At 60.5% G+C, this 22,619-nt stretch carries 25 protein-coding genes and 1 pseudogene; 9 read left to right on the plus strand and 17 right to left on the minus strand.

The window, feature by feature from the left end:
- The first annotated feature begins 1 nt into the window (after window position 1).
- Window positions 2-514 (plus strand): multidrug/biocide efflux PACE transporter, encoded by a 513-nt coding sequence (locus tag KZX66_RS13805; protein WP_248080162.1) that lies wholly within the window; start codon window positions 2-4, stop codon window positions 512-514.
- On the opposite strand, the gene KZX66_RS13810 is transcribed toward KZX66_RS13805, so the two are convergent.
- Entirely contained in the window at window positions 413-1,171 is a 759-nt protein-coding gene (locus KZX66_RS13810; protein WP_248080164.1) for an SDR family oxidoreductase, read from the minus strand. The genes KZX66_RS13805 and KZX66_RS13810 overlap by 102 nt on opposite strands.
- 108 nt (window positions 1,172-1,279) lie before the next feature.
- Between KZX66_RS13810 and KZX66_RS13815 the strand changes: the two genes are divergently transcribed.
- The gene (locus KZX66_RS13815) at window positions 1,280-2,176 is read left to right on the plus strand and encodes a LysR family transcriptional regulator (RefSeq protein ID WP_248080166.1); all 897 of its coding nucleotides are present in this window, start codon (window positions 1,280-1,282) and stop codon (window positions 2,174-2,176) included.
- Here the strand turns inward: KZX66_RS13815 and KZX66_RS13820 are convergent.
- The gene (locus KZX66_RS13820; protein WP_248080167.1) at window positions 2,173-3,090 is read right to left on the minus strand and encodes a LysR family transcriptional regulator; all 918 of its coding nucleotides are present in this window, start codon (window positions 3,088-3,090) and stop codon (window positions 2,173-2,175) included. The genes KZX66_RS13815 and KZX66_RS13820 overlap by 4 nt on opposite strands.
- Before the next feature lie 121 nt (window positions 3,091-3,211).
- On the opposite strand from KZX66_RS13820, the gene KZX66_RS13825 reads away from it, so the two are divergent.
- From KZX66_RS13825 to KZX66_RS13835, 3 genes are read left to right on the plus strand one after another with little or no spacing between them, the layout of a single operon-like run.
- Entirely contained in the window at window positions 3,212-3,970 is a 759-nt protein-coding gene (locus tag KZX66_RS13825; RefSeq protein WP_248080168.1) for a 5-oxoprolinase subunit PxpA, read from the plus strand.
- 56 nt (window positions 3,971-4,026) lie between these two features.
- Window positions 4,027-4,905: an allophanate hydrolase subunit 1 gene (locus tag KZX66_RS13830; protein ID WP_248080169.1), complete on the plus strand. Its 879-nt coding sequence runs from the start codon at window positions 4,027-4,029 to the stop codon at window positions 4,903-4,905.
- Window positions 4,902-5,876: a biotin-dependent carboxyltransferase family protein gene (locus KZX66_RS13835; RefSeq protein WP_248080170.1), complete on the plus strand. Its 975-nt coding sequence runs from the start codon at window positions 4,902-4,904 to the stop codon at window positions 5,874-5,876. Before KZX66_RS13830 ends, KZX66_RS13835 begins: the two co-directional genes overlap by 4 nt.
- Before the next feature lie 58 nt (window positions 5,877-5,934).
- Here KZX66_RS13835 and KZX66_RS13840 read toward each other — a convergent pair whose 3' ends face one another.
- The 4 genes from KZX66_RS13840 to KZX66_RS13855 form a co-directional block, all read right to left on the minus strand.
- Window positions 5,935-7,551: an inorganic phosphate transporter gene (locus tag KZX66_RS13840; protein ID WP_248080171.1), complete on the minus strand. Its 1,617-nt coding sequence runs from the start codon at window positions 7,549-7,551 to the stop codon at window positions 5,935-5,937.
- Between the two features lie 102 nt (window positions 7,552-7,653).
- Entirely contained in the window at window positions 7,654-8,676 is a 1,023-nt protein-coding gene (locus KZX66_RS13845; RefSeq protein ID WP_248080173.1) for a transporter, read from the minus strand.
- A 151-nt stretch (window positions 8,677-8,827) separates the two neighbouring features.
- Entirely contained in the window at window positions 8,828-9,142 is a 315-nt protein-coding gene (locus tag KZX66_RS13850) for a PepSY domain-containing protein (protein ID WP_248080175.1), read from the minus strand.
- A 98-nt stretch (window positions 9,143-9,240) separates the two neighbouring features.
- Window positions 9,241-10,368 carry a glycerophosphodiester phosphodiesterase family protein gene (locus KZX66_RS13855; RefSeq protein ID WP_248080177.1) on the minus strand — a complete coding sequence of 376 codons (1,128 nt, stop codon included), beginning with the start codon at window positions 10,366-10,368 and terminating at the stop codon, window positions 9,241-9,243.
- A gap of 232 nt (window positions 10,369-10,600) precedes the next feature.
- Between KZX66_RS13855 and KZX66_RS13860 the strand changes: the two genes are divergently transcribed.
- Complete coding sequence (locus KZX66_RS13860; RefSeq protein ID WP_248080179.1) at window positions 10,601-10,924, plus strand: DUF2025 family protein; 324 nt, start codon at window positions 10,601-10,603, stop codon at window positions 10,922-10,924.
- A gap of 8 nt (window positions 10,925-10,932) precedes the next feature.
- Here KZX66_RS13860 and KZX66_RS13865 read toward each other — a convergent pair whose 3' ends face one another.
- Complete coding sequence (locus tag KZX66_RS13865; RefSeq protein WP_248080181.1) at window positions 10,933-11,253, minus strand: antibiotic biosynthesis monooxygenase; 321 nt, start codon at window positions 11,251-11,253, stop codon at window positions 10,933-10,935.
- On the minus strand, window positions 11,250-11,951 hold the full coding sequence (locus KZX66_RS13870; RefSeq protein WP_248080183.1) for a CTP synthase: 702 nt from the start codon (window positions 11,949-11,951) through the stop codon (window positions 11,250-11,252). The genes KZX66_RS13865 and KZX66_RS13870 overlap by 4 nt, the downstream gene beginning before the upstream one ends.
- Before the next feature lie 80 nt (window positions 11,952-12,031).
- On the opposite strand from KZX66_RS13870, the gene KZX66_RS13875 reads away from it, so the two are divergent.
- Window positions 12,032-12,916, plus strand: a complete 885-nt coding sequence (locus KZX66_RS13875) for a LysR family transcriptional regulator (protein ID WP_248080185.1) — start codon at window positions 12,032-12,034, stop codon at window positions 12,914-12,916.
- 31 nt (window positions 12,917-12,947) lie between these two features.
- Here KZX66_RS13875 and KZX66_RS13880 read toward each other — a convergent pair whose 3' ends face one another.
- The 4 genes from KZX66_RS13880 to KZX66_RS13895 all read right to left on the minus strand — a co-directional run bounded on the left by KZX66_RS13880 (window position 12,948) and on the right by KZX66_RS13895 (window position 17,007).
- Window positions 12,948-13,466 carry a DUF1003 domain-containing protein gene (locus KZX66_RS13880; protein ID WP_017529101.1) on the minus strand — a complete coding sequence of 173 codons (519 nt, stop codon included), beginning with the start codon at window positions 13,464-13,466 and terminating at the stop codon, window positions 12,948-12,950.
- 84 nt (window positions 13,467-13,550) lie between these two features.
- The gene (locus KZX66_RS13885; protein WP_248080187.1) at window positions 13,551-14,870 is read right to left on the minus strand and encodes a PAS domain-containing methyl-accepting chemotaxis protein; all 1,320 of its coding nucleotides are present in this window, start codon (window positions 14,868-14,870) and stop codon (window positions 13,551-13,553) included.
- 260 nt (window positions 14,871-15,130) lie between these two features.
- The gene (locus KZX66_RS13890) at window positions 15,131-16,189 is read right to left on the minus strand and encodes a diguanylate cyclase (RefSeq protein ID WP_248080189.1); all 1,059 of its coding nucleotides are present in this window, start codon (window positions 16,187-16,189) and stop codon (window positions 15,131-15,133) included.
- A 191-nt stretch (window positions 16,190-16,380) separates the two neighbouring features.
- Window positions 16,381-17,007, minus strand: a complete 627-nt coding sequence (locus KZX66_RS13895) for a TetR/AcrR family transcriptional regulator (RefSeq protein WP_248080191.1) — start codon at window positions 17,005-17,007, stop codon at window positions 16,381-16,383.
- Between the two features lie 123 nt (window positions 17,008-17,130).
- On the opposite strand from KZX66_RS13895, the gene KZX66_RS13900 reads away from it, so the two are divergent.
- Both KZX66_RS13900 and KZX66_RS13905 read left to right on the plus strand, forming a co-directional pair.
- The gene (locus KZX66_RS13900) at window positions 17,131-18,183 is read left to right on the plus strand and encodes an MBL fold metallo-hydrolase (protein WP_248080193.1); all 1,053 of its coding nucleotides are present in this window, start codon (window positions 17,131-17,133) and stop codon (window positions 18,181-18,183) included.
- Window positions 18,184-18,563: 380 nt separating this feature from the next.
- Entirely contained in the window at window positions 18,564-19,019 is a 456-nt protein-coding gene (locus tag KZX66_RS13905) for a hypothetical protein (RefSeq protein ID WP_248080194.1), read from the plus strand.
- Between the two features lie 89 nt (window positions 19,020-19,108).
- Here KZX66_RS13905 and KZX66_RS13910 read toward each other — a convergent pair whose 3' ends face one another.
- The 5 genes and pseudogenes from KZX66_RS13910 to KZX66_RS13930 all read right to left on the minus strand — a co-directional run.
- Window positions 19,109-19,489, minus strand: coding sequence for a helix-turn-helix transcriptional regulator (locus tag KZX66_RS13910; protein WP_248080195.1), 381 nt, complete (start codon window positions 19,487-19,489; stop codon window positions 19,109-19,111).
- 106 nt (window positions 19,490-19,595) lie between these two features.
- Complete coding sequence (locus KZX66_RS13915) at window positions 19,596-20,546, minus strand: hypothetical protein (RefSeq protein WP_248080196.1); 951 nt, start codon at window positions 20,544-20,546, stop codon at window positions 19,596-19,598.
- Window positions 20,547-20,713: 167 nt separating this feature from the next.
- Entirely contained in the window at window positions 20,714-21,361 is a 648-nt protein-coding gene (locus tag KZX66_RS13920) for an HAD-IB family hydrolase (protein ID WP_053140030.1), read from the minus strand.
- Between the two features lie 71 nt (window positions 21,362-21,432).
- Window positions 21,433-22,149 (minus strand): HNH endonuclease, encoded by a 717-nt coding sequence (locus KZX66_RS13925; RefSeq protein WP_248080197.1) that lies wholly within the window; start codon window positions 22,147-22,149, stop codon window positions 21,433-21,435.
- 282 nt (window positions 22,150-22,431) lie between these two features.
- A pseudogene (locus KZX66_RS13930) lies at window positions 22,432-22,619 on the minus strand (ribonucleotide-diphosphate reductase subunit beta); the annotation flags it as partial.

Consider the following 22,619-nt stretch of genomic DNA (forward strand, 5'->3'; position numbering starts at 1 on the left):
CATGAGCCCGACCAAATCCATCACTGAACGCGTCGGCCAGGCCATCGGTTTCGAAGCCCTGGCCTTGTTGATCTGCACCCCATTACTGGCGTGGATCATGGATAAACCGGCCCTGGAAATGGGCATGGTCACCCTGGCGATCAGCCTTATGGCATTGACCTGGAACGTGATCTTCAACGGCCTGTTCGACCGCCTCAAGGTGCGCCTGCAACTGGCCGACAACGCCCGGACCCGGATACTCCACGCCCTCCTGTTCGAAGGCGGGCTGATCCTGGTGTGCGTGCCGTTGATCGCGGCATGGCTTAACGTCAGCCTGTTGCAGGCGTTTATCCTCGACATCGGCGTACTGCTGTTCTTTTTGCCGTACACCTATGTCTATCACTGGGGCTATGACGTACTGCGCGAAAAGCTCTTACAAAAACATGCCGCCCGAAGCCTCGATACGCTGGCCGGTGATCCAGTGGCTGCCGTCGGCCAGCAGCGCGGCGATCGCACCACCGATATCCTCCGGTAAACCGACACGGCCCAGGGCGGTGTTGTTGGCCACCATGGTATTGAGGTCGGCATTGTCGCGTACGGCGCCGCCGCCGAAGTCGGTTTCAATGGCGCCGGGGGCCAGGGTGTTGACGCTGATGCCACGCCCGCCCAACTCCTTGGCCTGGTAGCGGGTCAGCACTTCCATCGCGCCTTTCATCGCCGCATACGCCGCATAACCGGGCAGGCTGAACCGGGTCAGACCGCTGGAGACGTTAAGGATGCGGCCACCGTCGCGGATCAGCGGCAAGAGCTTCTGAGTCAGGAAAAACGGGCCCTTGAATTGGATCGCGACCAATTGGTCGAACTGGGCTTCGGTGGTTTCGGCAAAGCTGGCATGAATACCGATCCCGGCGTTGTTGATCAGAAAATCCAAGCGATCCTGTGCGAAGACTTCCGTGAGCACGTCAGCGACATTGCCGACGAAAGCGTCGAACGTCGCGCTTTGGCTCACGTCCAGGTGCAGCATCGCGGCGCGGCCCCCAAGTTGTTCGATCTGGGCCACCACGGCCTGCGCCTCGTCGGCCTTGCTGTGGTAAGTGCCGATGATGTCCACGCCTTGTGCAGCCAGGTGCAGCGCGGCGCTTTTGCCCAAGCCACGGCTGGCGCCGGTGATGAGTGCGATTTTACGGGTCATGGTGCAGTCCTCTTCGGTTGTCAGTGTGGGATTGAGTGTATTTGTCCGCTCACAACGTGATAAACAGGGCCATACCGGAATCACTGGCCGGATAAGGCGAACAATCCCATGAACAAACTTGAGCTGCTGCGCACCTTCGTGCGCGTGACCGAACTGTCGAGTTTTACCCAGGCCGGTGAGAGCCTGGGCCTGCCGCGCTCCACGGTGTCCGAACATGTCCGGGCGCTGGAGGAACTGCTCGGCGCACGCCTGTTGCAGCGCACCACGCGCAAGGTGCAGGCCACCCAGGACGGTCGCGTGTTGTATGAGCGCAGCAAGGACTTGCTGGCCCATATGGAAGAACTGGAAGGCATGTTTCGCCAGGATGAAGCCCAGCTGTCCGGGCGCATTCGGGTGGACATGTCCAACGTCATGGCACGGGACCTGATCCTGCCGCGCCTGCCGCAGTTCATGGATGCCCACCCGCTGATTGAGCTGGAGATCAGCACCACCGACCGCCAGGTCGACCTGCTCGCCGAAGGCTTCGATTGTGTGTTGCGCGTGGGCGCGCAGCCTGATCAAACCGTGGTAGCGCGGTGGCTGTGCAGCATGCCGATGATCAACTGCGTCAGCGCCACCTACCTGCAACGCTTCGGCGTGCCGCACACACTGGCCGACCTGGCCAATCACCATCTGGTGCATTACGTGCGGCCGTTGGGCTCACGCTCGCCGGGGTTCGAATACATGCTGGGCAACAAGGTGCAACGCATCACCATGGCCGGGCGCGTCACGGTCAGCAGCACCGACGCGTATAAGTCGGCGTGCCTGGGTGGCTTCGGGATCATTCAGGTACCGGCGTTGGGCATTGGCGATGAGTTGGCCAGCGGTGAGTTGGTCGCGGTCCTGCCGGACTACCCGGCACCGCCGCTGGACGTGTCGTTGCTGTACGCCGGGCAACGGCATCTACCGCTGCGGGTGCGGGTGTTTATGGAGTGGCTGGCCGACACCTTGCAAACCCAGCTTTAACGCCTGGCCGACAACTGCTGCGGCGCCAGGAATGCATCGTGGAAGTAATCGCGAAACGCCTGCATCGCCGGGGTAAAGGCGCGCTCGCGGTGCCAGGCCAGGCCCACGCTCATGGGCGTGACCGGGTCGGTGACAGTCAGGGTTTCGATGCGCTTGCCTTCCAGTGACCAGGGCCGGTGTACCAGGTCCGACAGAATCGCCACTCCGCTGCCATTGGCAACCATGCTGCGCACCGCCTCCACCGAGCTGGTGCGCAGGCGCACATCCGGCGTCTGCCCGGCCTGTTCCCAGTAACGCATGGCGCTGTGTTCGGCCTCGTCGACGGTGAGCAGGATGTAGGGCTGCTGCGCCACGTCCGCCAGGCTCACGGCGCCGCGTTCGCACAACGGGTGATGGCTGGGCAGCCACAGGCGGCGCTCGGAGTTGAACAGAATTTCAGAGACGATATCGGGGTGCTTGAGGTTGGCGGTGAGCACCACCGCCATGTCGAACTGCCCGTCGAGCAAGCCCTGTTCGATGGCCTGACGCTCTTGCTCGAACACCTCGATGCTCACGTCCGGGTGCCAGTGCTCCAGGCGTTGCAAGTGGTGCGGCAGGAAATAACCCAACACCGTGTAACTGGCCGCCAGGCGCAGCACGCCGCTGGCGCGGTGGTCGGGCAACGGGCTGTTCAAGGCGTCGTCGACACTGCGCACGATCACGTAGGCCCGATTGAGAAAATGCCGTCCGGCGTCGGTCAGGCTCATGCCCTGGGCCGAGCGCACAAACAGCTGCACGCCGAGCATCGCCTCCAGCTCCTTGATCGCCGTGGTCACGGCCGACTGGGAAATGTTCAGGTGGATTGCCGCCTGGGAAATCTGGCCGATCTCGGCGGTGGCGACAAAGTAGCGCACTTGACGCAAGGTCAGGGACATCGGCCTCTCCAATCGGTAGGCGTATCTGATTTTCAGAAGAAGGCCCATCTGATAATAGATCTTCCCAAGGGGTCAAGACGCAGCCTACTTTTCTTACATCACCTTGGGCGGAGCGACTTCGATGCAGGCAGTGGATTTCAACTCGGACATGGGCGAAGGCTTCGGCCCCTGGACCATCGGCGATGGCGTCGACGCGGAACTGATGGCCTACATCAGCTCGGCGAATATCGCCACCGGCTTTCACGCCGGCGACCCCGGCACCATGCGCCGCACCGTGGCGCGTGCCAAGCAGTTGGGCGTGGCCATTGGCGCGCATCCAGGCTTTCGTGACCTGGTGGGGTTCGGCCGTCGGCATATCAATGCGCCGGCCCAGGAACTGGTGGACGACATGCTCTACCAGCTCGGCGCGCTGCGTGAGATCGCCCGTGCCCAAGGCCTGACCCTGCAACACATCAAGCCCCACGGTGCGCTCTACATGCACCTGGCCCGCGACGAAGAAGCCGCGCGACTGCTGGTGCAAAACCTGCAACTCATCGAGCCGACGCTGTTGCTGTACTGCATGCCAGATTCGGTGATCTGGCGGGTCGCCAAAGAGCTGGGGCAACCGGTGGTGCGCGAGTTTTATGCCGACCGTGAATACGACCTGACGGGCTCAATCGTGTTTACCCGCCAGGTGCGTGCGCTGGATCCTGCAACGGTGGCGGCGCGTGTCCTACGGGCTTGTCAGACTGGGCTGGTGCGCACCGTGGAAGGTGAAGACCTGTTTATCGAATTTGACTCCATCTGCCTGCACAGCGACACCCCTGGTGCCCTGGAACTGGTGGAGGCGACCCGCGAGGCGTTGGACCTGGCGGGCATCCTGGTAAGAACACCCCAATAAGATCACCTCATTACTTTTTTGCCTGCCTTTCTATAACGATTCCAAGAGGAACAGACATGGCTGAAACGTCCCCCATCCGCTACAGCTTCGGCGGCGATGAACACCTGTTCGCCGAGGTCAGCGACAGCATGTCGCTGCAGGCCTTCTTCAAGGGCATGGCGGTGACCCGTGCGGTGGAACGCCTGGCGTTGGACGGTGTGCTGGATGTGTGCCTGGCCAATGCCTCGTTCCAGATCCGCTTCGACCCCGACCGGATCGCGCCCCATGTGCTGCTCGACGCCGTGCAAGGCGCCGAAGCCCAGGCCGTGGCCGAACGCACCTTGCACACGCGCATCATCGAAATCCCGGTGCTCTATAACGACCCCTGGACCCACGAAACCCTGATGCGTTTTCGCGACCGCCATCAGGACCCCGGCGGCACCGACCTGGAGTACGCCGCGCGCATCAACGGCCTGGCCGATGTGGACGCGTTTATCGCCGCCCACAGCGGCGCGCCGTGGTTTGTGTCGATGGTCGGGTTTGTGGCGGGCCTGCCGTTCATGTTCCAGATGGTCGAACGCGCGCGGCAATTGCAGGTGCCCAAGTACCTGCGTCCACGCACCGACACGCCCAAACTCACCCTCGGCCACGGCGGCTGTTTCGGCTGCATCTACTCGGTGCGCGGCGCCGGTGGTTACCAGATGTTCGGCGTGACCCCGGCCCCGATCTACGACCCGGCGCAGCAGTTGGCCTACCTCAAGGAGCACATGGTGTTCTTTCGCCCCGGTGACATCGTGCAGTTCAAACCCATAGAGCGCGATGCATACGATTTGGCGGTGGCCGAGGTGGACGCCGGACGTTTCGACCTGCGCATCCGCCCGGTGGAATTTTCCCTCGATGCGTTTCTCGCCGATCCCATCGGCTATCCGAAAACCCTGCAGGAGGCGCTGGCATGATCAAGGTCCTCAAACCCGGCCTCGCCACCTCGGTGCAGGACCTCGGCCGCGAAGGCTATTACCACTTGGGCATTCCGCCTTCGGGGGCCTTGGACCAGTACGCGTTGAGCGCGGCCAACCACCTGGTGGGCAACCCGCCTGGCGCGGCGGGGCTGGAATGCACCTTGATCGGGCCTGAGTTGGAGTTCCAGCAGGATGCGCTGGTAGCCGTGAGCGGCGCGTTAATGTCGCCGCGCCTGGACGGTGAAGTGGTGCACCAGGACACCGCCTTCCATGTGCGTGCCGGGCAGGTGCTGCGTTTTGAGTTTCCCAAGGCCGGCGCGCGCACCTACCTCGCCGTGGCCGGCGGTATCGACGTGCCGCTGGTGCTCGGCAGCCGCTCCACGTACACCCTCGGTGCACTCGGCGGGTTTCACGGGCGGCGCTTGCAAGAGGGCGACGAGTTGCCCCTCGGCGAACCCAGCGGGCAGGGGCGGGCCGGCAACAGTCTGCCGATGGCGTTGCGCCGTTCGGTGGGCGGCGATATCACCCTGCGTGTCGTCCCCGGTCTGTATTACGAGCGCCTGACGGCTGCGGCTAAAAGCAGCTTTTTCGCCGAACCGTGGACCGTTGGTTCCGAAGCGGACCGCATCGGTTATCGCTTCAAGGGCGGCAGCGCGTTGAGCTTCGAGCCGCGGGAACAGCCGTTCGGTGCAGGGTCGGACCCTTCCAATATCGTCGACAGTTGCTACCCCATCGGTTCGATCCAGGTGCCGGCGGGGTTGGAGCCGATTGTGTTGCATCGCGATGCGGTGTCAGGCGGTGGCTACGCGATGATCGGCACCGTGATCAGTGCCGACCTGGACTTGATCGGGCAGATGCAGCCGAACCAGCGGGCGGGGTTTGTGGCGGTGACGTTGGAGCAGGCGCTGGAGGCGCGGCGGGTGTACAAAAAACGGCTCAAGGCAATGACTGCGCTGTTCAACCATTAATGCCCGTTTCGCAAGTGGGAGGCGGCGAGCCCCTCCCATCTGTTCAATCGGTGTCGCGTCAGAAGAGTTTAGTGAACAGCCAGTAGAGGCTGCCGGATAACACAATCGCCGCCGGCAAGGTCAGCACCCAGGCCATCAACAGATTACGGATGGTGCGCATCTGCAAGCCCGCGCCATTGGCCACCATGGTCCCCGCCACGCCGGAGGACAACACGTGGGTGGTCGACACCGGCAATCCATACATATCCGCCGCGCCGATGGTCAGCATCGCCACGGTTTCCGCCGCAGCGCCTTGGGCGTAAGTCATGTGGGTCTTGCCGATTTTCTCGCCGACTGTCACGACGATGCGCTTCCAGCCGACCATGGTTCCCAGCCCCAGGGCGATGGCCACGGCGATCTTGACCCACAGCGGAATAAAGCGCGTGGCGTCGTCGATCTGCTGCTTGAACAGTTGCAGCTTGCTTTGGGTGTCGGCGTCAAAATTGCCGACCTTGCCTTTGTCCATCAGGCGAATGGTTTCGCTGGTCAGGTACATGTCGTTACGCACGTTGCCGACGGCTTCGGCGGGCACTTTGGCCAGCGAGCCGTAACCTTTGACTTCTTCACCGATATGGCCGGTCAGCGAGGCGAGGGCCGGCACCAGTTGCGGGGTCGGTTCTTTGGTGCGCACATAAGTCGACAGGATCGGTCGCGGGTCACCCGGCAATGCCTGTGGCGCGGTTTTCATCAGCGCCACCTGGGTCACTTCGGCCACCGCCGCAAACTGCAACGACTGCTCGGCGGGCATGGTGCGGTTCAGCGCATAGGCCATCGGCAGAGTGCCGACCAGAATCAGCATGATCAGGCCCATGCCTTTTTGCCCATCGTTGGAGCCATGGGCAAACGACACGCCGGTGCAGGTGGCGATCAGCATGCCGCGGATCCACCACGGCGGCGGGCTGTTGCCTTTGGGGGCTTTGTACAGGGCGCGGTTCTTCACAAAGGCGCGCAGGGCCAGCAGCAACATTGCGGCAAACGCGAAACCGATCAGCGGCGACAGCAGCAGCGCATAACCGATCTTGATTGCCTGGCTCCAATCCACGCCGCTGGTGCCATCACGCCCGTGCATCAAGGCGTTTGCCACGCCCACGCCGATGATCGAACCGATCAGTGTGTGGGACGACGACGCCGGCAGCCCCAGCCACCAAGTGCCCAGGTTCCACAGGATCGCGGCGATCAGCAGGGCGAAGATCATGGCGAAACCGGCCGAGGAACCCACCTGCAGAATCAACTCCACCGGCAGCAGGGCGATGATGCCGAACGCCACCGCGCCGCTGGACAGCAACACACCGAGAAAATTGAAGAAGCCCGACCACACCACCGCAAAATGCGGCGGCAGCGAGTTGGTGTAAATCACCGTTGCCACCGCGTTGGCGGTGTCGTGGAAACCGTTGACGAACTCGAAACCCAGGGCGATCAGCAGTGCCACGCCCAGCAGCAGGAACGGCGTCCAGGTGGTGACCACCGTGCCCAGTTCTTTCATGTCGTGCATCAGGCTGTAGGCGGTGAACAACAGGCCCATGGCCAATACGGCGAAGAAAATGATCACCGTCACCAGGCTGGGTTTTTTGTCCAGCCTGGGGGTGGGATCAGCGTGTGAGGTGTGGGTGGAGGCGGTGAGTGACGGGGTGGCCATGCCGGAGCATCCAGATAATGAAGGATGTCGTTCATAGTCATTGCAGAATGTTACAAAGATGCTGCCCTATGTCAGTCTTTGGGTGATTGAGCGCGCCGCTGGTCAGTAATCCCTGCGCTTGCGAAAGGCCCAGCGCCCGGCAATCAGGGTGAAGGTCGCCACCAATGCCACCAGAATCCAGAAGCCTTCAGGGTCCTGGGAAAGCGGTACGCCGCCGACGTTCATGCCGAAAAAACCGGCGATGATGTTGATCGGCAACGCCAGCACTGTGACCACCGTGAGGGTGAACAGTGTGCGGTTGCTTTGTTCGTTGAGGTTGGCGGCAATCTCTTCCTGCAACAGCTTGATGCGTTCGCCCAGGGCCGTGAGGTCGTTGATGATCAGCGCAAACTCTTCAGTGGATTTGCGCAGTTCTTTCACGTCTTCCTTTTGCAGCCATTGCGGTGGGCGGTTGAGCAGGCGCAACAGTGAACCCGGCTCCAGCGCCAGCAGGCGTTGCAGGCGCACCAGCACACGACGGGCGGCCCCCAGTTCGGCGCGGTTGGTGGACAGGCGCGAAGACAGCAACTGGTCTTCGATGTGGTCGACGCTGATGCTGGTCTTGCGCACGATCTGCGTCAGCACTTCGCCCTGGTCGCGCAGCAAATGCACCAGCAACTCCAGGGGCGAGCGAAAGCGTTCGCCGGCTTTGACCGAGGAACGCAATTTGTCCACGGAGTGCAGGGGTTGCAGGCGTGCGCTGATCAACAAGTGGCTGCGGGCGCACACCCACAGCGTGGAAATATCCGACGAGACCATGCTGTTGAAGTTGAACACTACGTCGTTGACCACGGCCAGCAAGGCCGAATCGACATGTTCGATACGCGTGGAGCGCGAGCCCTCGTGCAGGGCTTCGAAGAATTCTTCCGGCAGATCCAGATGCGCCTGCATCCAGCGCTCGCAGGCGGCGTGGGCCAGGTTCAGGTGCAGCCACAAAAACTCTTGCGGGTCTTGTGGTCCTTTCAATGCCGCCAGCGCCGCGGCCGAATCAAGCTGTTCGCCTTTTTCACCGGCGCGAAAACGAAAACCGTAAAGCAGGCCAAACAGATCGGAATCCTGATGGCTGTGGTCAATGCTGTGGTTCATGGAGGCTCGCAGAGAAAGCGCCTGTAGGACGTTTCACAGGATCGCGTGGGCGAATCATTGCAAGCCGATATGACGGTTATGTGACGGTTTAACGGTACCCATAAAAAAACCGCGTCACCCGAAGGTGACGCGGTTTTTTTAGAGATTTAACTCAGGTGTCTTGCTTGTTTTCCAGCACAGCGCCGGTTTTGGCGTCGAGCTTGACTTCAAACTTCTTGCCTGCGGTGTCGGTCAGATCGACTTCGTAGACATATTCATTAGCCATACCGTGTTTAGTGTCCAACTCGGTGTCGGTGATGGTGGCGCCCTTGTGCAGGTTGACGGCGGCGGCGTTGAGCTTGTCGAAAGGCATCACGGCGCCGGACTTGAGCAGGCCTTCGATCTGGTCCGGACGAACATCAGCCTGGGCCAGGCCGGCAGTCAGGGTCAGGGCAGCGGCAGTGAACAAAGCGGTCAAAGTTTTCATGGTGTGTCCTTCTTTGGTGAGCTGTTTAAGTGGCGCCAGATTAACCAGCGCAACTTAATTCATCCTTAATGGCGCACTGAGATCAGCGGCCGTCTCACTCAGTATTTATAGTCGTTGAGCAAATCCTGCACGCTCGACGACGGCCAGCGCTTGTAGAACTTCAGCAGTTCGGCGGCGCGGTTGGTGAAGATGCCGTCGACGCCGGCGTTCATCACTTTTTCAAAATCCACCGGCTCATCCACGGTATAGACATGAACGAGCAAGCCTTTGTCGTGGGTCAGCTTGTTCATCTCAGGCTTGACCAGGTCGGAGTAGCTCTGGTCGCCATGGTCTGTCAGTTCTGCTGACGGGCCGGTGCCGATGGCGCCGAGGCGCTTTGCTTCGTCGACCCACTTCTCGAATTCGGCGGCGTCTTTCGGCTCTTGCTTGGCGTAGTAGGCGGCCTTGGTCGGCTCGCCGGACTCGGCGAAGGTCTGCTTGGATTTCGGTTCGATGCTGCCTTCGCCCACCCACAACAGCAGAATTTTCGGGGTGTTGGGCATCTCTTTTTGCAGCGCTTCGAGGCTCGCGGTTTCAAAGGTTTGCAGCACGACGCGGCCTTTACCCTGGCCGACGCCGGTCTTGCTCTTGCCCAGCTTGGAACCGGCGGAGCTCAGCCAGCCTTTGTCCAGCAGCTTGTTTTTCAGGTCGGCTTCGATGCCGGGGAATTGCTTGGGTTCTTTGGTTTCGATGTACAGCCCGGGTTTGTGCTCGGGGTTGCCTTCGGCGATCTTGATGATGTCGTCCAGGCTGAGGATCTTCAGGCCGACGAAACCCGGGCGTGCGCGGTCCGGGTAGGCGGCGTTGAACCAACTGCCGGCGTCGAGGGTTTGCAATTCTTTCCAGGTGAATTCGTTGGCCGGCGCATCTTTGCGCTCAGGGAACTTGGTGGCCACGTCGGTGGTACGTTGCAGGTTGTTGTCGTGCAGGGCGAACAGCACGCCGTCCTTGCTGCGTTGCAGGTCCAGCTCCAGGTAGTCGGCGCCCAGGTCGCGCGCGACCTTATAGGCAGCGGCGGTGGATTCCGGAGCATCGTACGAGGCGCCTCGGTGCGCGATCACGGCGGGGTACGGGATGCCTTCGTTAGTTGCCAATTCAGCCGGGCTGATCGGGTCGGCCGCCTGCGCCTGGCCAAGGCCGAGCATCAGAGCCAGCAGCAAGGCGCTCTTGGTAAACGTGACAGGCATATGCGAAGTCCTTTCGTGGAGGTAGCTTTGAGAAGGCCTCCTTTTTAACAATTGATTGCCAAAGGCGCTATCACCAAACCGACATTAACGTGCGCAGGCGCCAATTTTTTCGGTTTTTTTGCCAGGCATTGCAGTACTCTTGAGCGCAGCCGCCCCATCAGAGGGCGGTACTTTTCGCCACGCGTGTAAACCATCTTTCCAGTCCCAGTGGGACTTTTCAGTGAGGTTTACCATGCGCATCACCTCCGAGCTTATCTGCCAGGCCGCCGACGCACTCCACGGGTTTGTGGGCCTTAACCGCAAGACCGGCCAGTACATCGTGCGTTTCAGCGAAGATTCTTTCGGTATGGACGTGGCCGATGACGGCATTATCCCTACCGCCGAATTCGTCTGGCTGCCGGCTCCCGAGCAAACCATGACCCTGTCCCGCGAGCGTATCCAGTTGCTGCTGGACCAGAACATCGACGACCGGATCAACATCACCGAACCGCTGCGCGTGTATATGCGCCGGGTGGAGATCCCGCAGATCAGTGCGTTGCGCAGTCTGGTGAGTTGACATTGCGCTCAGTGGGCAAAGCCATAAGCCCTCTGCACCTTGCACACCCGTGTATGAAACGCCGAGTACCAGGTAGCGCGGCCTTGCTCGCGCACCGCCTGGTGCTCGGCCTGTTGCTTCCAGGCCAGGATCGCCGCTTCGCTGCTCCAGTACGACACGGTAATCCCCAACCCATCCTCCCGTGCCGATTCCACCCCGAGAAACCCAGGCTGCTCGCGTGCCAGCGCCAGCATACGCGTGGCGGCTTCGGCGTAACCCTGATCACCTTCGGTGCGCAGTGAGCTGAAAATCACCGCGTAATAAGGCGGGGCCGGCGTTGTGGCGATCATACCGCTTGCCCCTGGCAGGCCTTGAGCCAGGCGATCGCCAGGGGGGGGGTGATGCCCTTGAGCGCCGCACGCTCGGGTTGGAACAAGGTGGCGACAAAGAACGGATGATCCAACCACTCAATCGCCCGCAGGTCACCTGCCGCATCGTAGCCGCTGGGTATCACATCGCCCTCGAGCAACGCGTCGGCAAACGCGGGGTTCATGCCATAACGGCAGCGATAGCCTTCCTCAATAGTGAGCGTACCGTAGGCCTCGGCGATGCGCGTGTAAGGCACCAGACGCACCGTGTCGCTCGCTTCCACCAGCGCGCAGCTCAGGGGGGTGATCACCGCGCGTTCAGCGTCGGGTGCCAGCTCGCCATGTTCGGCATCGGCCCAGCCCAGCACGTTGCGGGCATATTCGAGCACCGCATGTTGAAAACCGCCGCAGGTGCCGAGGAACGGTCGCTTGTGTTCGCGGGCAAACCGGATCGCGCGCAGTGCGCCGTCGGGATCACGGTAGGGGCTGGCGGGCACGCACCAGAAACCGTCGAACTCATGCAGGGACGGGGGCAGTGTATCGGTGTCGAGCCAGTGCACCTGAATGCTCAGGTCCAGGTTGTCGGCGGCCAGCGTTAAGGCGACCGGTATGGCCTGGTGGGCGGTGACGTCAGGGTTGTAATCGCCGATCAGGGCGAGCTGCAGGGGGCGGGTGTTCATCGTATGCGGTCCATGGCTTGTGGGGGGCTGGGTAGCACTATAGATTGGCGTTCACGCAATCAATATTGGCGTTTGCCCATATGCTCAATGCAACCACGCACTATTCACTGGAGTATGCCGACCTGGCGCTGATCCTCGCCCTGGTGCGGGGCGCCAGTCTGGCGCGGGCCGCGGCGTTGCTGCGGGTGGATGTGTCCACAGTGTTCCGCGCGGTGCGGCGTCTGGAAGCGGCGCTGGGCCAGACGCTGTTTGAAAAAAGCCGCGCCGGTTACCTGCCCACCAGCCTGGCCAGAGACCTGGCGCAACAGGCCGAGCGTGCCGAACAGGCCCTGGAAGCGGCGCGCATTGGCGTGGAGCAGGGGGGTGAAGTGATCAGCGGCACGGTGCGCCTGACCTGCACCGACTCGGTGTTGCAAGGCCTGCTGCTGCCGGCGCTGGCGCACTTTATGCCACAGTACCCGGCGCTCACGCTGGAGCTGAGTACCTCCAATGATTTCGCTAACCTCAGCCGTCGCGATGCGGATATCGCCCTGCGCTTGACCAAGACGCCACCGGAGCATCTTGTAGGACGCTGCCTCGGCACTGTGTCATACGTCGTGTGTGCCAATGCCGACTATGCCCGGCGCCATGCCGATCGCGAGCTGGCTGAGTTGGCCTGGATCGCCCCGGATGATTTCCTGCCCGACCACCCCACCGTCGCCTGGCGCCGCGAACACCTGCCGGGCGTGCGCCCTGGCTATCGTTGCAACAGCATGTTGTCGGTGACCGAACTGGTGCGGGCCGGGCTCGGCGTGGCGGCGTTGCCCGACTTTTTGTTGGATGACGCCCTGCAACCGCTGGGGCCGGCATTGGCAGGGCACGACACGGCGCTGTGGTTGCTCACGCGTCCCGACTGCCGGGCGTTACGCTCGGTGGTGACGTTGTTTGATGAACTGGGACGGCATGTGCGCCTGTTGAATAAATGAGCGTTTAGGGCGCACTCCACCGACCTGGGCTTCAGGTTTTTCTCACAAAATGCTCATGCATTTCACACGTCAGGGTTTCGATGTGTTCCGTCAGTTGTTTGGTCATCTCTGTGAGCCGGGTGTTTTGTTCGAGCAGTTCCAGCAGCTGTCTGGTGGTCTGCGCGGCCTGGGCCTGGCGTTCGGTATTGGCGATGGCCAGGGCCTCGCGGTGTTGCGCGTCGGCGTCTGACTGGGCCTTGTCCCGTGCCGCTTGCCGGGTCTGGGCCAGCAGGATCAACGGTGCGGCATAGGCCGATTGCAGGCTGAAGGCCAGGTTGAGCAGGATGAACGGGTACACGTCGAAGTGGGTGATGCCGGTGGCGTTCAGTGCCACCCACAGCACCACGATGGCGGTTTGCGCGCCGAGGAAGGTCGGCGTGCCGAAGAAACGGGCGAACGCTTCGGCCTTGAGCGCAAAGGTGTCGTTGCCGAAGGTGGGCGCCAAATGGGCATGGGCGCGGTGGAAGCGCAGGTGGTCAACGGGCGCTGTGTCGGGCTTTTCTGAGTGCATGGCGGGCTCGGGTCATCATCGTTAAGACAGGGATTGACTATAACCCTGGCGACCTGTCTTACCCATGAATAACCCGTAACCTGCTTAGCGCCCGGCGCGCTCACTGGCAAACGCACTCACCGCCTGTACCGCCTCGCTGGTGCCCTCGCGAATCTGCAGAATCACACTGCCGACCCGATTGGCCAGATCCACCCCTTGGGCGGCGCGGTCGCGGGTGCCGTCCATGCTCTCGATGGCCAAGCGGGTTTCGTTCTGGATCATCGCGATCATGCTGGAAATTTCCGCCGTTGAGCCGCTGGTGCGTGCCGCCAATTGCCGGACTTCGTCGGCCACCACGGCAAATCCGCGTCCTTGCTCACCGGCGCGTGCGGCCTCGATTGCTGCGTTGAGCGCCAACAGATTGGTCTGGTCGGCAATGCCGCGAATGGTGTTGACGATGGTGGTGATCTGCTGTGATCGCTCACCCAATTTGGCGATAAGTTGCGATGAACCGTCGATGTCGGCGGCAATTTCGCGCATGCCGTTGGCACTCTGCTGGATCACCTCGGCGCCTTTTTCGGCGATGTCCCGGGTACTCAGGGAAATGTGGTACGCCTGCGCCGCGCTGGCAGCATCGGCCGCGTGCTGTTGCACGCTTGCGGTCACGTCAGAGGCGAATTTGACCACTTTGCACAGCTGGCCGCTGGCGTCGTACACCGGGTTGTAGTTGGCTTCGAGCCAGACCGTATGACCGTTTTTATCCACGCGTTCGAACTGGCCGCTGAACAGCTCGCCCTGGTTCAGGCGCTGCCAGAACTCCTTATAGGCCGTGCTGTTGACCAGCTCCGGCGGGCAGAACAAACGGTGATGCTTGCCTTGGATCTGCGCAAGGCTGTAGCCCATGCGCTGCAGGAAATTGGCATTGGCGGTGATGATGGTGCCGTCGAGGTTGAACTCGATTACCGCCATCGCCCGGCCAATCGCTTGAAGTTTGGCGTTGGCTTCGCTTTCGGCTTGCAGGCGCGGGGTGACATCCATGGCGTACTTCACCACCTTGACCACCTGGCCCGTAAAGTCACGTACCGGGTTGTAGCTGGCTTCCAGCCACACTGACTGACCCTGGTGGCCCACGCGTTCGAACGTCCCTGATTGAAATTGGCCGTTGCGCAGGTTCGACCACAGTTGGTTGTACTCGGCACTGCGGGCGAATGCAGGCGTACAGAACATACGGTGGGGCTGGCCAAGGACTTGCTCGGCGCGGTAACCCAGGGTGTTCAGGAAGTTGTCATTGGCGCGCAGCACATGGCCTTGCAGATCAAATTCGATCACAGCCATGGAGCGCTCGATGGCGTCCAGCAGGCCTGTCTGTTGGGCAAGGGTGTGTTGCAGCGTGCTGATGGTTTTTTTATGCGCGTTGAATAGCATGTTCGCGGGCTCGGACAAGCAAGCGTATGAGGTATCCCTGATTATTCGCGTACCCCCGTAGGCGCTGGGCCTCACGGTTGGCATGCTCATTGTCAGACTTCCTGGTGCTGACAGAGGGGGGAACAACGGGTTCAGAGTGATCAGCCTGACAAGAAGTTCGCTCCGGGAGGAGGACCTTTTTTGGGTAGGCGACCAGTGGCGGCATTTTGCTATTGTCGAGGGCAGGGCGGACGGTTCAGGCGATGTGCATCAGGGCAAATTCATGCGAACTGGGCAACCCGCGTGTCACTGAGGTTGACCCGGTTCCGACCCGTATGTTTGGCGGCATACAGGGCCCGATCCGCCGCATTGAGCCACATGGCCGCGTCGGTGAAGGCGGGCTGGAAATCCGCCAGGCCGATGCTCAGGCTCACGCGCAGCTCCGGGATATGGGGCGCGCGGTAATTGCTGAAGGTTTCACGCATGCCTTCCATGATGCGCGCGGCTTCTTCCAGGCGCATTTGCGGAAGAATCACACAAAACTCGTCACCGCCGTAACGGCCGGCCAGATCGTTTTGCCGCAGGTTGCGTCGCAGCTCCAGGCTCAGTTGGCGTAGCACGGCGTCACCGACAATATGGCCGTGGGTGTCGTTGATCTGTTTGAAGTGATCAATATCGATCAGCGCAATGGTGGCACTGCTTCGCTGCTGCTGGCACTCATGGTACTTGAGCTGCAACAGGTCCTTCCAAGAGCCGTGGTTGAGCAGGCCGGTCAGGCTGTCGATACGACTCAAGGCGCTGAGGGCGCGCTTGTGTTCCGACAGTTTGATCGCCAATTGATAGCAGACCATGCCGATGGCCATCGGGTAGAGGGTGAGCATTGGCAGGCACGCGTAAACCTGCGCCATGTTGACGCTGGGGTTCAAGTGCACACCAAACAGCAACCCCGCGACCCCGACGCCGAGCAGTTGGGCCAGTGCACCGCGTAACAGCAGGTGCTTGCCGCCAGCGGCGACGTTGTTCATCGACACCATCGACAGCAGGGTCACCGTGATGAGCGGCGTAAACTGCAAGGTCGCAGCCCAGAACCCGCTGAATAACGCGTCATACATCAGGTTGCGCTGTTCGGCGTCGTAGGGGACTTTGGCGCGGGTTGCCAGTTGATACGCCAAGTGGGGCCAGACAAAACCATTGACCAGCAGCAAGGCCCAGACCCAGTCCGGCATCGCCAACGGATACAGGGCCGCAGTCACACCGATGCTGCACATGGCGGCGCCGATGATTCTTGGCCTGTAGATACGCCTGGCAAACGAAAGCCCTTTGCCTTGTCTGTTTTCCATAAATGTCCGGTTCAACTGCTTTTTACCTGTACGGCGGTACGCGCGCGTTGGATTAGCCGTTGATCGGATAATCCCGGTGAATATTGTCAGTGATCGGCGGGGTATTAATCAGTGTCCTTAGAGGCCATTTGCGCAAATGACAGGGCGAAAGCGTCAAAAGCGACCTGAAATGTCGCGCACGCAACAGGGTGTTACTGGGGCTGAGGGCGCGAGACTTCGTAACCGGCCAGGAACAGGTCGATGGCGGACTCGATCACACTGGCCTGGTTGGCCGCATCGAGGGTTGGTTGACCCAGCGTGATCTGTGGCCAGAACGCAAACGCCTTGAGCAGGCTCTGGATCTGGTGCGCGGCAAATGCCGGGTCGGTGCAGGACAGGCGGCCGTCTTCCTGGGCCGCGCGTACCCATTGGGTGAAGCCTTCTTCGCGTTGGCTCAGGCGGGTGACCATGTCTTGGGCACGTTCCGGCGAATGGATGGTGGCGGCGATAGCCACGCGGGCCAGGTCCAGAAAGTTAGCGTCCGACATCATCTTCATCTTGGCCTGCAATAGCCCACGTAACTGCTCGCGCAGGGGGCGGTCGCTGGCGTAGTTAACGTCCAGTTGCGCGACGCTGCTGGCCCAGAGCTGATGAAGAATTTCGGCAAACAATTCTTCCTTGCTGGGGAAGTGGTTGTACACCGTACGCTTGGACACCCCGGCAGTGGCGGCGATTTTGTCCATGCTGGTGACCTCGAAACCGTTATCGCGAAACTCAGCGATGGCCGCAGCCACGATGGCTTGACGTTTGCGGTCGGTGAGGCGTTGAGGGGCAGTCATGGGTGGCGTTCGGCTCTTGAAGGAAAATTACACTCGGTAGTTTACTTGCTCCGGATTTTGTTGCAATCTTGAAACTACACTGTGCAGTGTAGTTTTTCTGCGGACCGTAGGAGTCACTTTGCAATGGCCATCGTCTCATCCCGTGTCGACGCGTCATCTACTGCCGAGCAGGGCAAGTCGCCCTTCAGTAATGAGGCCCCTGTGCAGCACGGCGGCTTTGGCAAAACCTTACGTATTTTCTGGAACATGCTGTTCAACAAACCGCGCAGCACACGGCCGGTAGGGACGATCCCGGTGCAACCGCTGACGCGCGAACAGCTGCTGGCAGCGCCGGATCACAGCGTGTTTCGCCTTGGGCATTCCACCGTACTGTTGAAAATGCGCGGCAAATTCTGGGTGACCGACCCCGTGTTTGCCGAGCGCGCTTCGCCGTTCAGTTGGGCTGGGCCTAAACGCTTTCATGAGCCGCCGATCAGTCTTGAAGCGCTGCCGCCCCTGGAGGCGGTGATTCTTTCCCACAACCATTACGATCATCTTGATCGCAAGGCTGTCGTCCAGTTGGCCGCCAAGACCCGTTATTTTCTTGCCCCGTTGGGCGTGGGCGACATCCTGGTCAAATGGGGCGTGGAGGCCAGCAAGGTGCGTCAACTGGATTGGTGGCAGGGCACCGAGGTGGACGGCATCCGTTTTGTCGCGACGCCTGCGCAGCACTTTTCCGGGCGTGGGCTGTTTGATGCCAACCAGACGCTGTGGTGTTCCTGGGTGATAGTTGACGGTGCGCGGCGGATATTTTTCAGTGGTGATACCGGTTATTTCGATGGCTTCAAACGCATCGGTGAACAGTACGGCCCGTTCGACCTGACGCTGATGGAAACCGGCGCCTATAACGTCGACTGGCCCCATGTGCACATGCAGCCGGAGCAAACCTTACAGGCGCATATCGACCTTAAAGGGCGTTGGCTGCTGCCGATTCACAATGGCACTTTCGACCTGGCGTTCCATGCCTGGCACGAACCGTTTGACCGCATCATGGCGCTGGCGTGGGAACGTAATGTGTCGATTACCACACCGCCGATGGGCCAGGCGTTCAGCCTGAGCCAGCCTGAGCGCGGGCATGCCTGGTGGTTGGAGGTGGAAACCCAGGGTGAGGGCACACAGGAGCAACTCGTGAGTTGAAGGCCGAGGTGTCGGAAAAAGGAGTTTTCAAGCTGTTTCAGGGCTGCGACAGGCGTCAGTGAAGGGTGCGATGATCCCCGGAAAATTACTGTTCAGGGGCGGTCCTGATGGCCGGAAAATGCACTACACATTGGACATTGGGGTTGGTATGCCCGGCGGAATGGGGGCCGGCACGCGATCCAGCCTGCTCATCGCTCGTCGCCTCGCGCTCTGCAAGCCCGTCCAGCATTGATTTTGGGAGCGCGCCCCATCCTCGACTTCTACCCGAGAAAGGTACGCCCATACCCGGCTATGACGCACCGGCGCTCTCGCTGAAGCCTGTGCGTGACCCTGCGTTGTCGCTCATTGCTTCAGGCGGGATCGAGCCTCGGGGGCCGGTGATGGTGGAGGTACCCCTGGTACAGAACAACAGCACCCTGACTGCCGCCAAGGTATTGGCTGGCAAGCGTGTGGGCTTTGCCGACCGATATGATCTCGGCTCCATTGAGCACCGTGCGTGCTTCATTCGTGCGCTAAACGTCCTGCGGCAAGCCGGGGCACATCTGGTGCCGGTCTTTGCGCGCTCGCTTGATGAAACCCTGCAGTTCAACCTGCACGCCCGTAATGAAATCGATGACTTGCTCAATGACCATCAACTGGATGCCCTGGTATCGGACAGCCGGAGTGCGGCGTTCCATTCGGCTTGCTGGCACGGTTACCCAAGGCTGGGTGAGCCATTGGGGGATGGCACGACGCTATGGTTCTACGGCGCGCGGTGGTCCAAGGACGCGCTTGCGGCGCTCGTGCAGGGATACAGAGTTACCTGTCGCCTGACGCACGCGGGGCACGGCCTCTAACATCCGCATCCTGAGTACCGCAGGCGCCGGCGCCACCATCGAGGGGCCAGCCCTGGCTGAACCGCTGGTTGAGGGCGCGGACCCGGACGCTACGCACCATTGGGTAGCGAGCCTGATGACTCAATGGAGAGCGCTGTCGAGCCCATCAGCCGAGAGATAACCCCCTGTGTAACGGGCTCGCTGGCGGTGCTGCTGAATCGGCGAGCGCTCATGCCCCACCCCGGCGCGAACCCTGGGAAAAACACCAGACCTTCCGCTTCCAACCGAAATGCCAGGCTCAAACGGGTTTGATCATCGACATCGCCCTGGCCTTCAAACTGCCGTACCAACGTGACAGCCACGCCGGCCTGACGCGCCAGGTCTTCCTGGCTCCAACCCAGCATGACCCGGGCCTGTACGCTGTGTTTGGCGGTGAATTGGTGCAGGACGATCTGCTGTTCTACGAAAGAGCTCATTGCCAGAGAGGACATGGGGTTTCTCCAGGGTTCGACGGGGAGGACAAACTATACTGTGTTTTTGTACAGTTGTTTTGACCGCTCATCAACTGGATTTTTTTGAGGGCTTTTCAGCCACCCGTCACTCCACCCCCGGCGCCTCTCGAATAATCAGATGATCCAGGTTCTCGATATTCGCGCTGAACACCCCGAACGTCTGCTCGGGATGCTTCTTGCTGGGTACCTGTTTCAGTTCAGGCGTCACACCGTAGAAGAAGCAATACAACGCGCGTTCGCTGTCCACCGCGGCCTTGATCTGCTCCAGGAACGCCGTGCGCTTGCGGTAGTTCTCAATGAGTTTTTTGCTCAGGTAGACGTTGACCGAGTAGGGCTTCCTGTCGAGCCATACCTTCTTTTCGAAGTCGATGCGAAAGCTGCTGGTGTAGTCCTTGATCGCCTTGATTCTGCCCCAGTAGATCAGGCCCTTGTTGTCTTGCAGGTATTCGATTTTCTTGAAAAACGTCCAATAGGTTGCTGTGTGCTCGCCGATCTTCAGCGGCATGCGCTTGAGCCTGTCCTTGTCGTCGATATTGGAGACGTAGCATTCCACCGGGTGAGCAAACACGCTGGTTTTATCCGGGGGGCTATCGCTGAAGGCCACCGAGGCACTGGGGCTGCCTGACAGAATTTTCGCTGGACCTTGTGGGCTAATAACGGCGTCCACCCCGGCAATCGGCGTTTTGCGCTTGTAGGTACGGCGTACCAAAACAAATTCCGACGGGAAGTGGTCTTCGCGCTCGTCGTCGTGTTCGCCGGCAGCGGCTTTGTGCGTGGTGGCGTAGCGACAACCCTCGATGTGCAGGGTGCTGGTCTTGTTCTTGAAGTGCGGTGTACGCACATAGTTGACGTTTTTCGCGTTGAAGGTGCTCAACGCATTGCGCGCATCGAACGCCGCGCGGCAGGCATCGTCAGGGCACAGGAAACTGTCCTGTTCCGAATCGTAAGCGGTGGTTTCGTCGAAATTCAGGTCTCGCACGTCGTAGATCGACAGCTTGTCATCGAGACTCAGGCTGTAGGCCGTGTCGAATTTCATGGGGCTCGGGTCCGTGAGTGGAATAGCGCGATACTACGCAAATATCAGCGGCTACGGCGCCGAATCTGGCCAAGCCTGCGCTCACATCAATCCGTGGGAGCTCTCAAGCCCCAGCGAGGCAGCCAAGGGGGGGCGACCCGGTCTGACGGCCAACCCCATCACCGGCATCAGCGCTGCAACCGAGCGCGCTTTTTCTTCTTGGCATGAAAATGCCGAAAATGCGCATCCTGCGCCGCCGCCAGCAACTCCCGATCGCCACGCGTATCGCCCCAGGCCCGCAGCCGATACTCCCCGAGGTCGCCATACACCGCCTCAAGCCGCAGCACTTTGTTCTCACAGCGGCAATTATTGCCGGTGAGCTTGCCGGTCAGCACCCCGTCGACCACCTCAAGCTCAGTCCCGATCAACTTGATCCCCAGCCGATCGGCAAACGGCTGCAACACCAACGCCGGCGACGCCGAACACAGCGTCACCACCGCCCCCGAGCCCAACTCCTGCTCCACCGACAACACCCCCGCCGGACGCATCAACCGCGCCCAGTTGCGCTGGCAATACTCCTCGGCCTTCTGCTGCACCCACGCCTTCTCCACCCCGGTCATAAAGGTGCGGATCAACTGCGCCTTCAACTCATCCCGGCTGATCTGCCGCACCAAAAAGCGCAGCCCCGGCACCGCCAGCTTGACCATCCGGCCATAGAACTCACCGGTGCCAAAGGCAAACTTGAGGAAGGGCACGAAACTGTCGTGGTGGGTGAGGGTGCCGTCGAAGTCAAAGACAGAGAGTACTTTGGCGTCTACGGGGCCGGCTTCGAGCATGTCTTGGGTCACGGGTTGGCCTCGGTCCTATCTAATAGTTTTGAACGTGCATCAGGTGTGACAGCAGGAGTCTACTCCCGTGCCAATCTTCCGATTTTGGCGTAAAGCTCCTCGGTGAAAGCCTCCCGATCACTCGACCGGTGACAACGCTGATGGCAATTGGGGCACAAGGCTACAGCATTGGTGATGCGATCCGAACCCTTCTGGGCCAGGTGCTTGACGTGATGTACTTCAAGAAATGGCTGGCCGTCGTCCAGCTTAAACGGCGCGGACAACCCGCAACCCTCGCAAATACCTGCCGCTTGCTGACGTACCCACGCACGTACTTCCGGGGCTCGTACGTAGGATGTGCTGGTGGTACTGACCTGATGGGGAGTAGCAATGCCTTCTGGTTTGGTCTTGATAGGTTTGCTTTGAAGCTTTGCTGCACGCCGTTCCAGTAGCACTTCATCAAAAGTTGGGGCGTTGTCTTGAGATTCAACGATGCCCCGCTGCGCGAGTATTCGGATGATACGAGAGACGATTCTAGAGCCGACATTATTTGCAGCGGTATAACCAGCAATCGGCTTCTGATTCAACGTCTCAAACACGGCGGAAATGTTGCGCATGCGATAGTCGACTGACGCTGAGGACCTAGCGCTTAGCGGGCCAGTGCGTAAAAGGGCATGTTCGACCGATTTTTTGTACGGCTGGCCAGCGTCCTCCAGCTTCAACATTTTGAGATAAGCATCCACGGAAGCTTCAAGCTCCGCGTCGCTCCATCCGGTATTAACTTTTTGCGTATCCATACAGCCGCCGAGGGTAGAAAACCCTCGGACGATACTGAGTAGCCACTATTGAGTCTACGAAATTTCCTACGTGTTGGTCGGATGCGACGGGCACCTAGGTCAGTAAATTCGCTGTTTTATTCGGAATTGATGGGTGAGCTTCCGCCAGTATGCCCACTTTAAGGCTTCGCCCGACTTATTAACTAACAGGGCATGGCCTATGACTGTTTGGTGGTATTCAATCCACTGGGCATTAAAAAGCCCTGAACAAGTCAGGGCTTCTCTGTGTTGCTTGGCTCTGGATCAATCCCAGCTCAACGCCCCACCCGTCTGATACTCAATCACCCGAGTCTCAAAGAAATTCTTCTCTTTCTTCAAGTCCATAATCTCGCTCATCCACGGGAACGGGTTAGTCGTCCCTGGGTACTCTTCCTTCAACCCAATCTGCGACAACCGACGATTCGCGATGAACTTCAGATAATCCTCCATCA

Origin of the sequence: Pseudomonas sp. EYE_354, assembly GCF_023148575.1 — a bacterium.
Taxonomy (GTDB): domain Bacteria; phylum Pseudomonadota; class Gammaproteobacteria; order Pseudomonadales; family Pseudomonadaceae; genus Aquipseudomonas.

Bases quoted from the DNA above. Each gene is read 5' to 3' on its own strand.
- KZX66_RS13885 (WP_248080187.1), bottom strand. From the start codon at position 14,870: ATGCTATTCAACGCGCATAAAAAAACCATCAGCACGCTGCAACACACC.
- KZX66_RS13860 (WP_248080179.1), top strand. From the start codon at position 10,601: ATGCGCATCACCTCCGAGCTTATCTGCCAGGCCGCCGACGCACTCCAC.
- KZX66_RS13840 (WP_248080171.1), bottom strand. From the start codon at position 7,551: ATGGCCACCCCGTCACTCACCGCCTCCACCCACACCTCACACGCTGAT.
- KZX66_RS13890 (WP_248080189.1), bottom strand. From the start codon at position 16,189: ATGGAAAACAGACAAGGCAAAGGGCTTTCGTTTGCCAGGCGTATCTAC.
- KZX66_RS13880 (WP_017529101.1), bottom strand. From the start codon at position 13,466: ATGCACTCAGAAAAGCCCGACACAGCGCCCGTTGACCACCTGCGCTTC.
- KZX66_RS13815 (WP_248080166.1), top strand. From the start codon at position 1,280: ATGAACAAACTTGAGCTGCTGCGCACCTTCGTGCGCGTGACCGAACTG.
- KZX66_RS13915 (WP_248080196.1), bottom strand. From the start codon at position 20,546: ATGAAATTCGACACGGCCTACAGCCTGAGTCTCGATGACAAGCTGTCG.
- KZX66_RS13925 (WP_248080197.1), bottom strand. From the start codon at position 22,149: ATGGATACGCAAAAAGTTAATACCGGATGGAGCGACGCGGAGCTTGAA.
- KZX66_RS13855 (WP_248080177.1), bottom strand. From the start codon at position 10,368: ATGCCTGTCACGTTTACCAAGAGCGCCTTGCTGCTGGCTCTGATGCTC.
- KZX66_RS13820 (WP_248080167.1), bottom strand. From the start codon at position 3,090: ATGTCCCTGACCTTGCGTCAAGTGCGCTACTTTGTCGCCACCGCCGAG.
- KZX66_RS13825 (WP_248080168.1), top strand. From the start codon at position 3,212: ATGCAGGCAGTGGATTTCAACTCGGACATGGGCGAAGGCTTCGGCCCC.
- KZX66_RS13895 (WP_248080191.1), bottom strand. From the start codon at position 17,007: ATGACTGCCCCTCAACGCCTCACCGACCGCAAACGTCAAGCCATCGTG.
- KZX66_RS13870 (WP_248080183.1), bottom strand. From the start codon at position 11,951: ATGAACACCCGCCCCCTGCAGCTCGCCCTGATCGGCGATTACAACCCT.
- KZX66_RS13850 (WP_248080175.1), bottom strand. From the start codon at position 9,142: ATGAAAACTTTGACCGCTTTGTTCACTGCCGCTGCCCTGACCCTGACT.
- KZX66_RS13875 (WP_248080185.1), top strand. From the start codon at position 12,032: ATGCTCAATGCAACCACGCACTATTCACTGGAGTATGCCGACCTGGCG.
- KZX66_RS13845 (WP_248080173.1), bottom strand. From the start codon at position 8,676: ATGAACCACAGCATTGACCACAGCCATCAGGATTCCGATCTGTTTGGC.
- KZX66_RS13905 (WP_248080194.1), top strand. From the start codon at position 18,564: ATGGTGGAGGTACCCCTGGTACAGAACAACAGCACCCTGACTGCCGCC.
- KZX66_RS13805 (WP_248080162.1), top strand. From the start codon at position 2: ATGAGCCCGACCAAATCCATCACTGAACGCGTCGGCCAGGCCATCGGT.
- KZX66_RS13810 (WP_248080164.1), bottom strand. From the start codon at position 1,171: ATGACCCGTAAAATCGCACTCATCACCGGCGCCAGCCGTGGCTTGGGC.
- KZX66_RS13835 (WP_248080170.1), top strand. From the start codon at position 4,902: ATGATCAAGGTCCTCAAACCCGGCCTCGCCACCTCGGTGCAGGACCTC.
- KZX66_RS13865 (WP_248080181.1), bottom strand. From the start codon at position 11,253: ATGATCGCCACAACGCCGGCCCCGCCTTATTACGCGGTGATTTTCAGC.
- KZX66_RS13920 (WP_053140030.1), bottom strand. From the start codon at position 21,361: ATGCTCGAAGCCGGCCCCGTAGACGCCAAAGTACTCTCTGTCTTTGAC.
- KZX66_RS13900 (WP_248080193.1), top strand. From the start codon at position 17,131: ATGGCCATCGTCTCATCCCGTGTCGACGCGTCATCTACTGCCGAGCAG.
- KZX66_RS13910 (WP_248080195.1), bottom strand. From the start codon at position 19,489: ATGTCCTCTCTGGCAATGAGCTCTTTCGTAGAACAGCAGATCGTCCTG.
- KZX66_RS13830 (WP_248080169.1), top strand. From the start codon at position 4,027: ATGGCTGAAACGTCCCCCATCCGCTACAGCTTCGGCGGCGATGAACAC.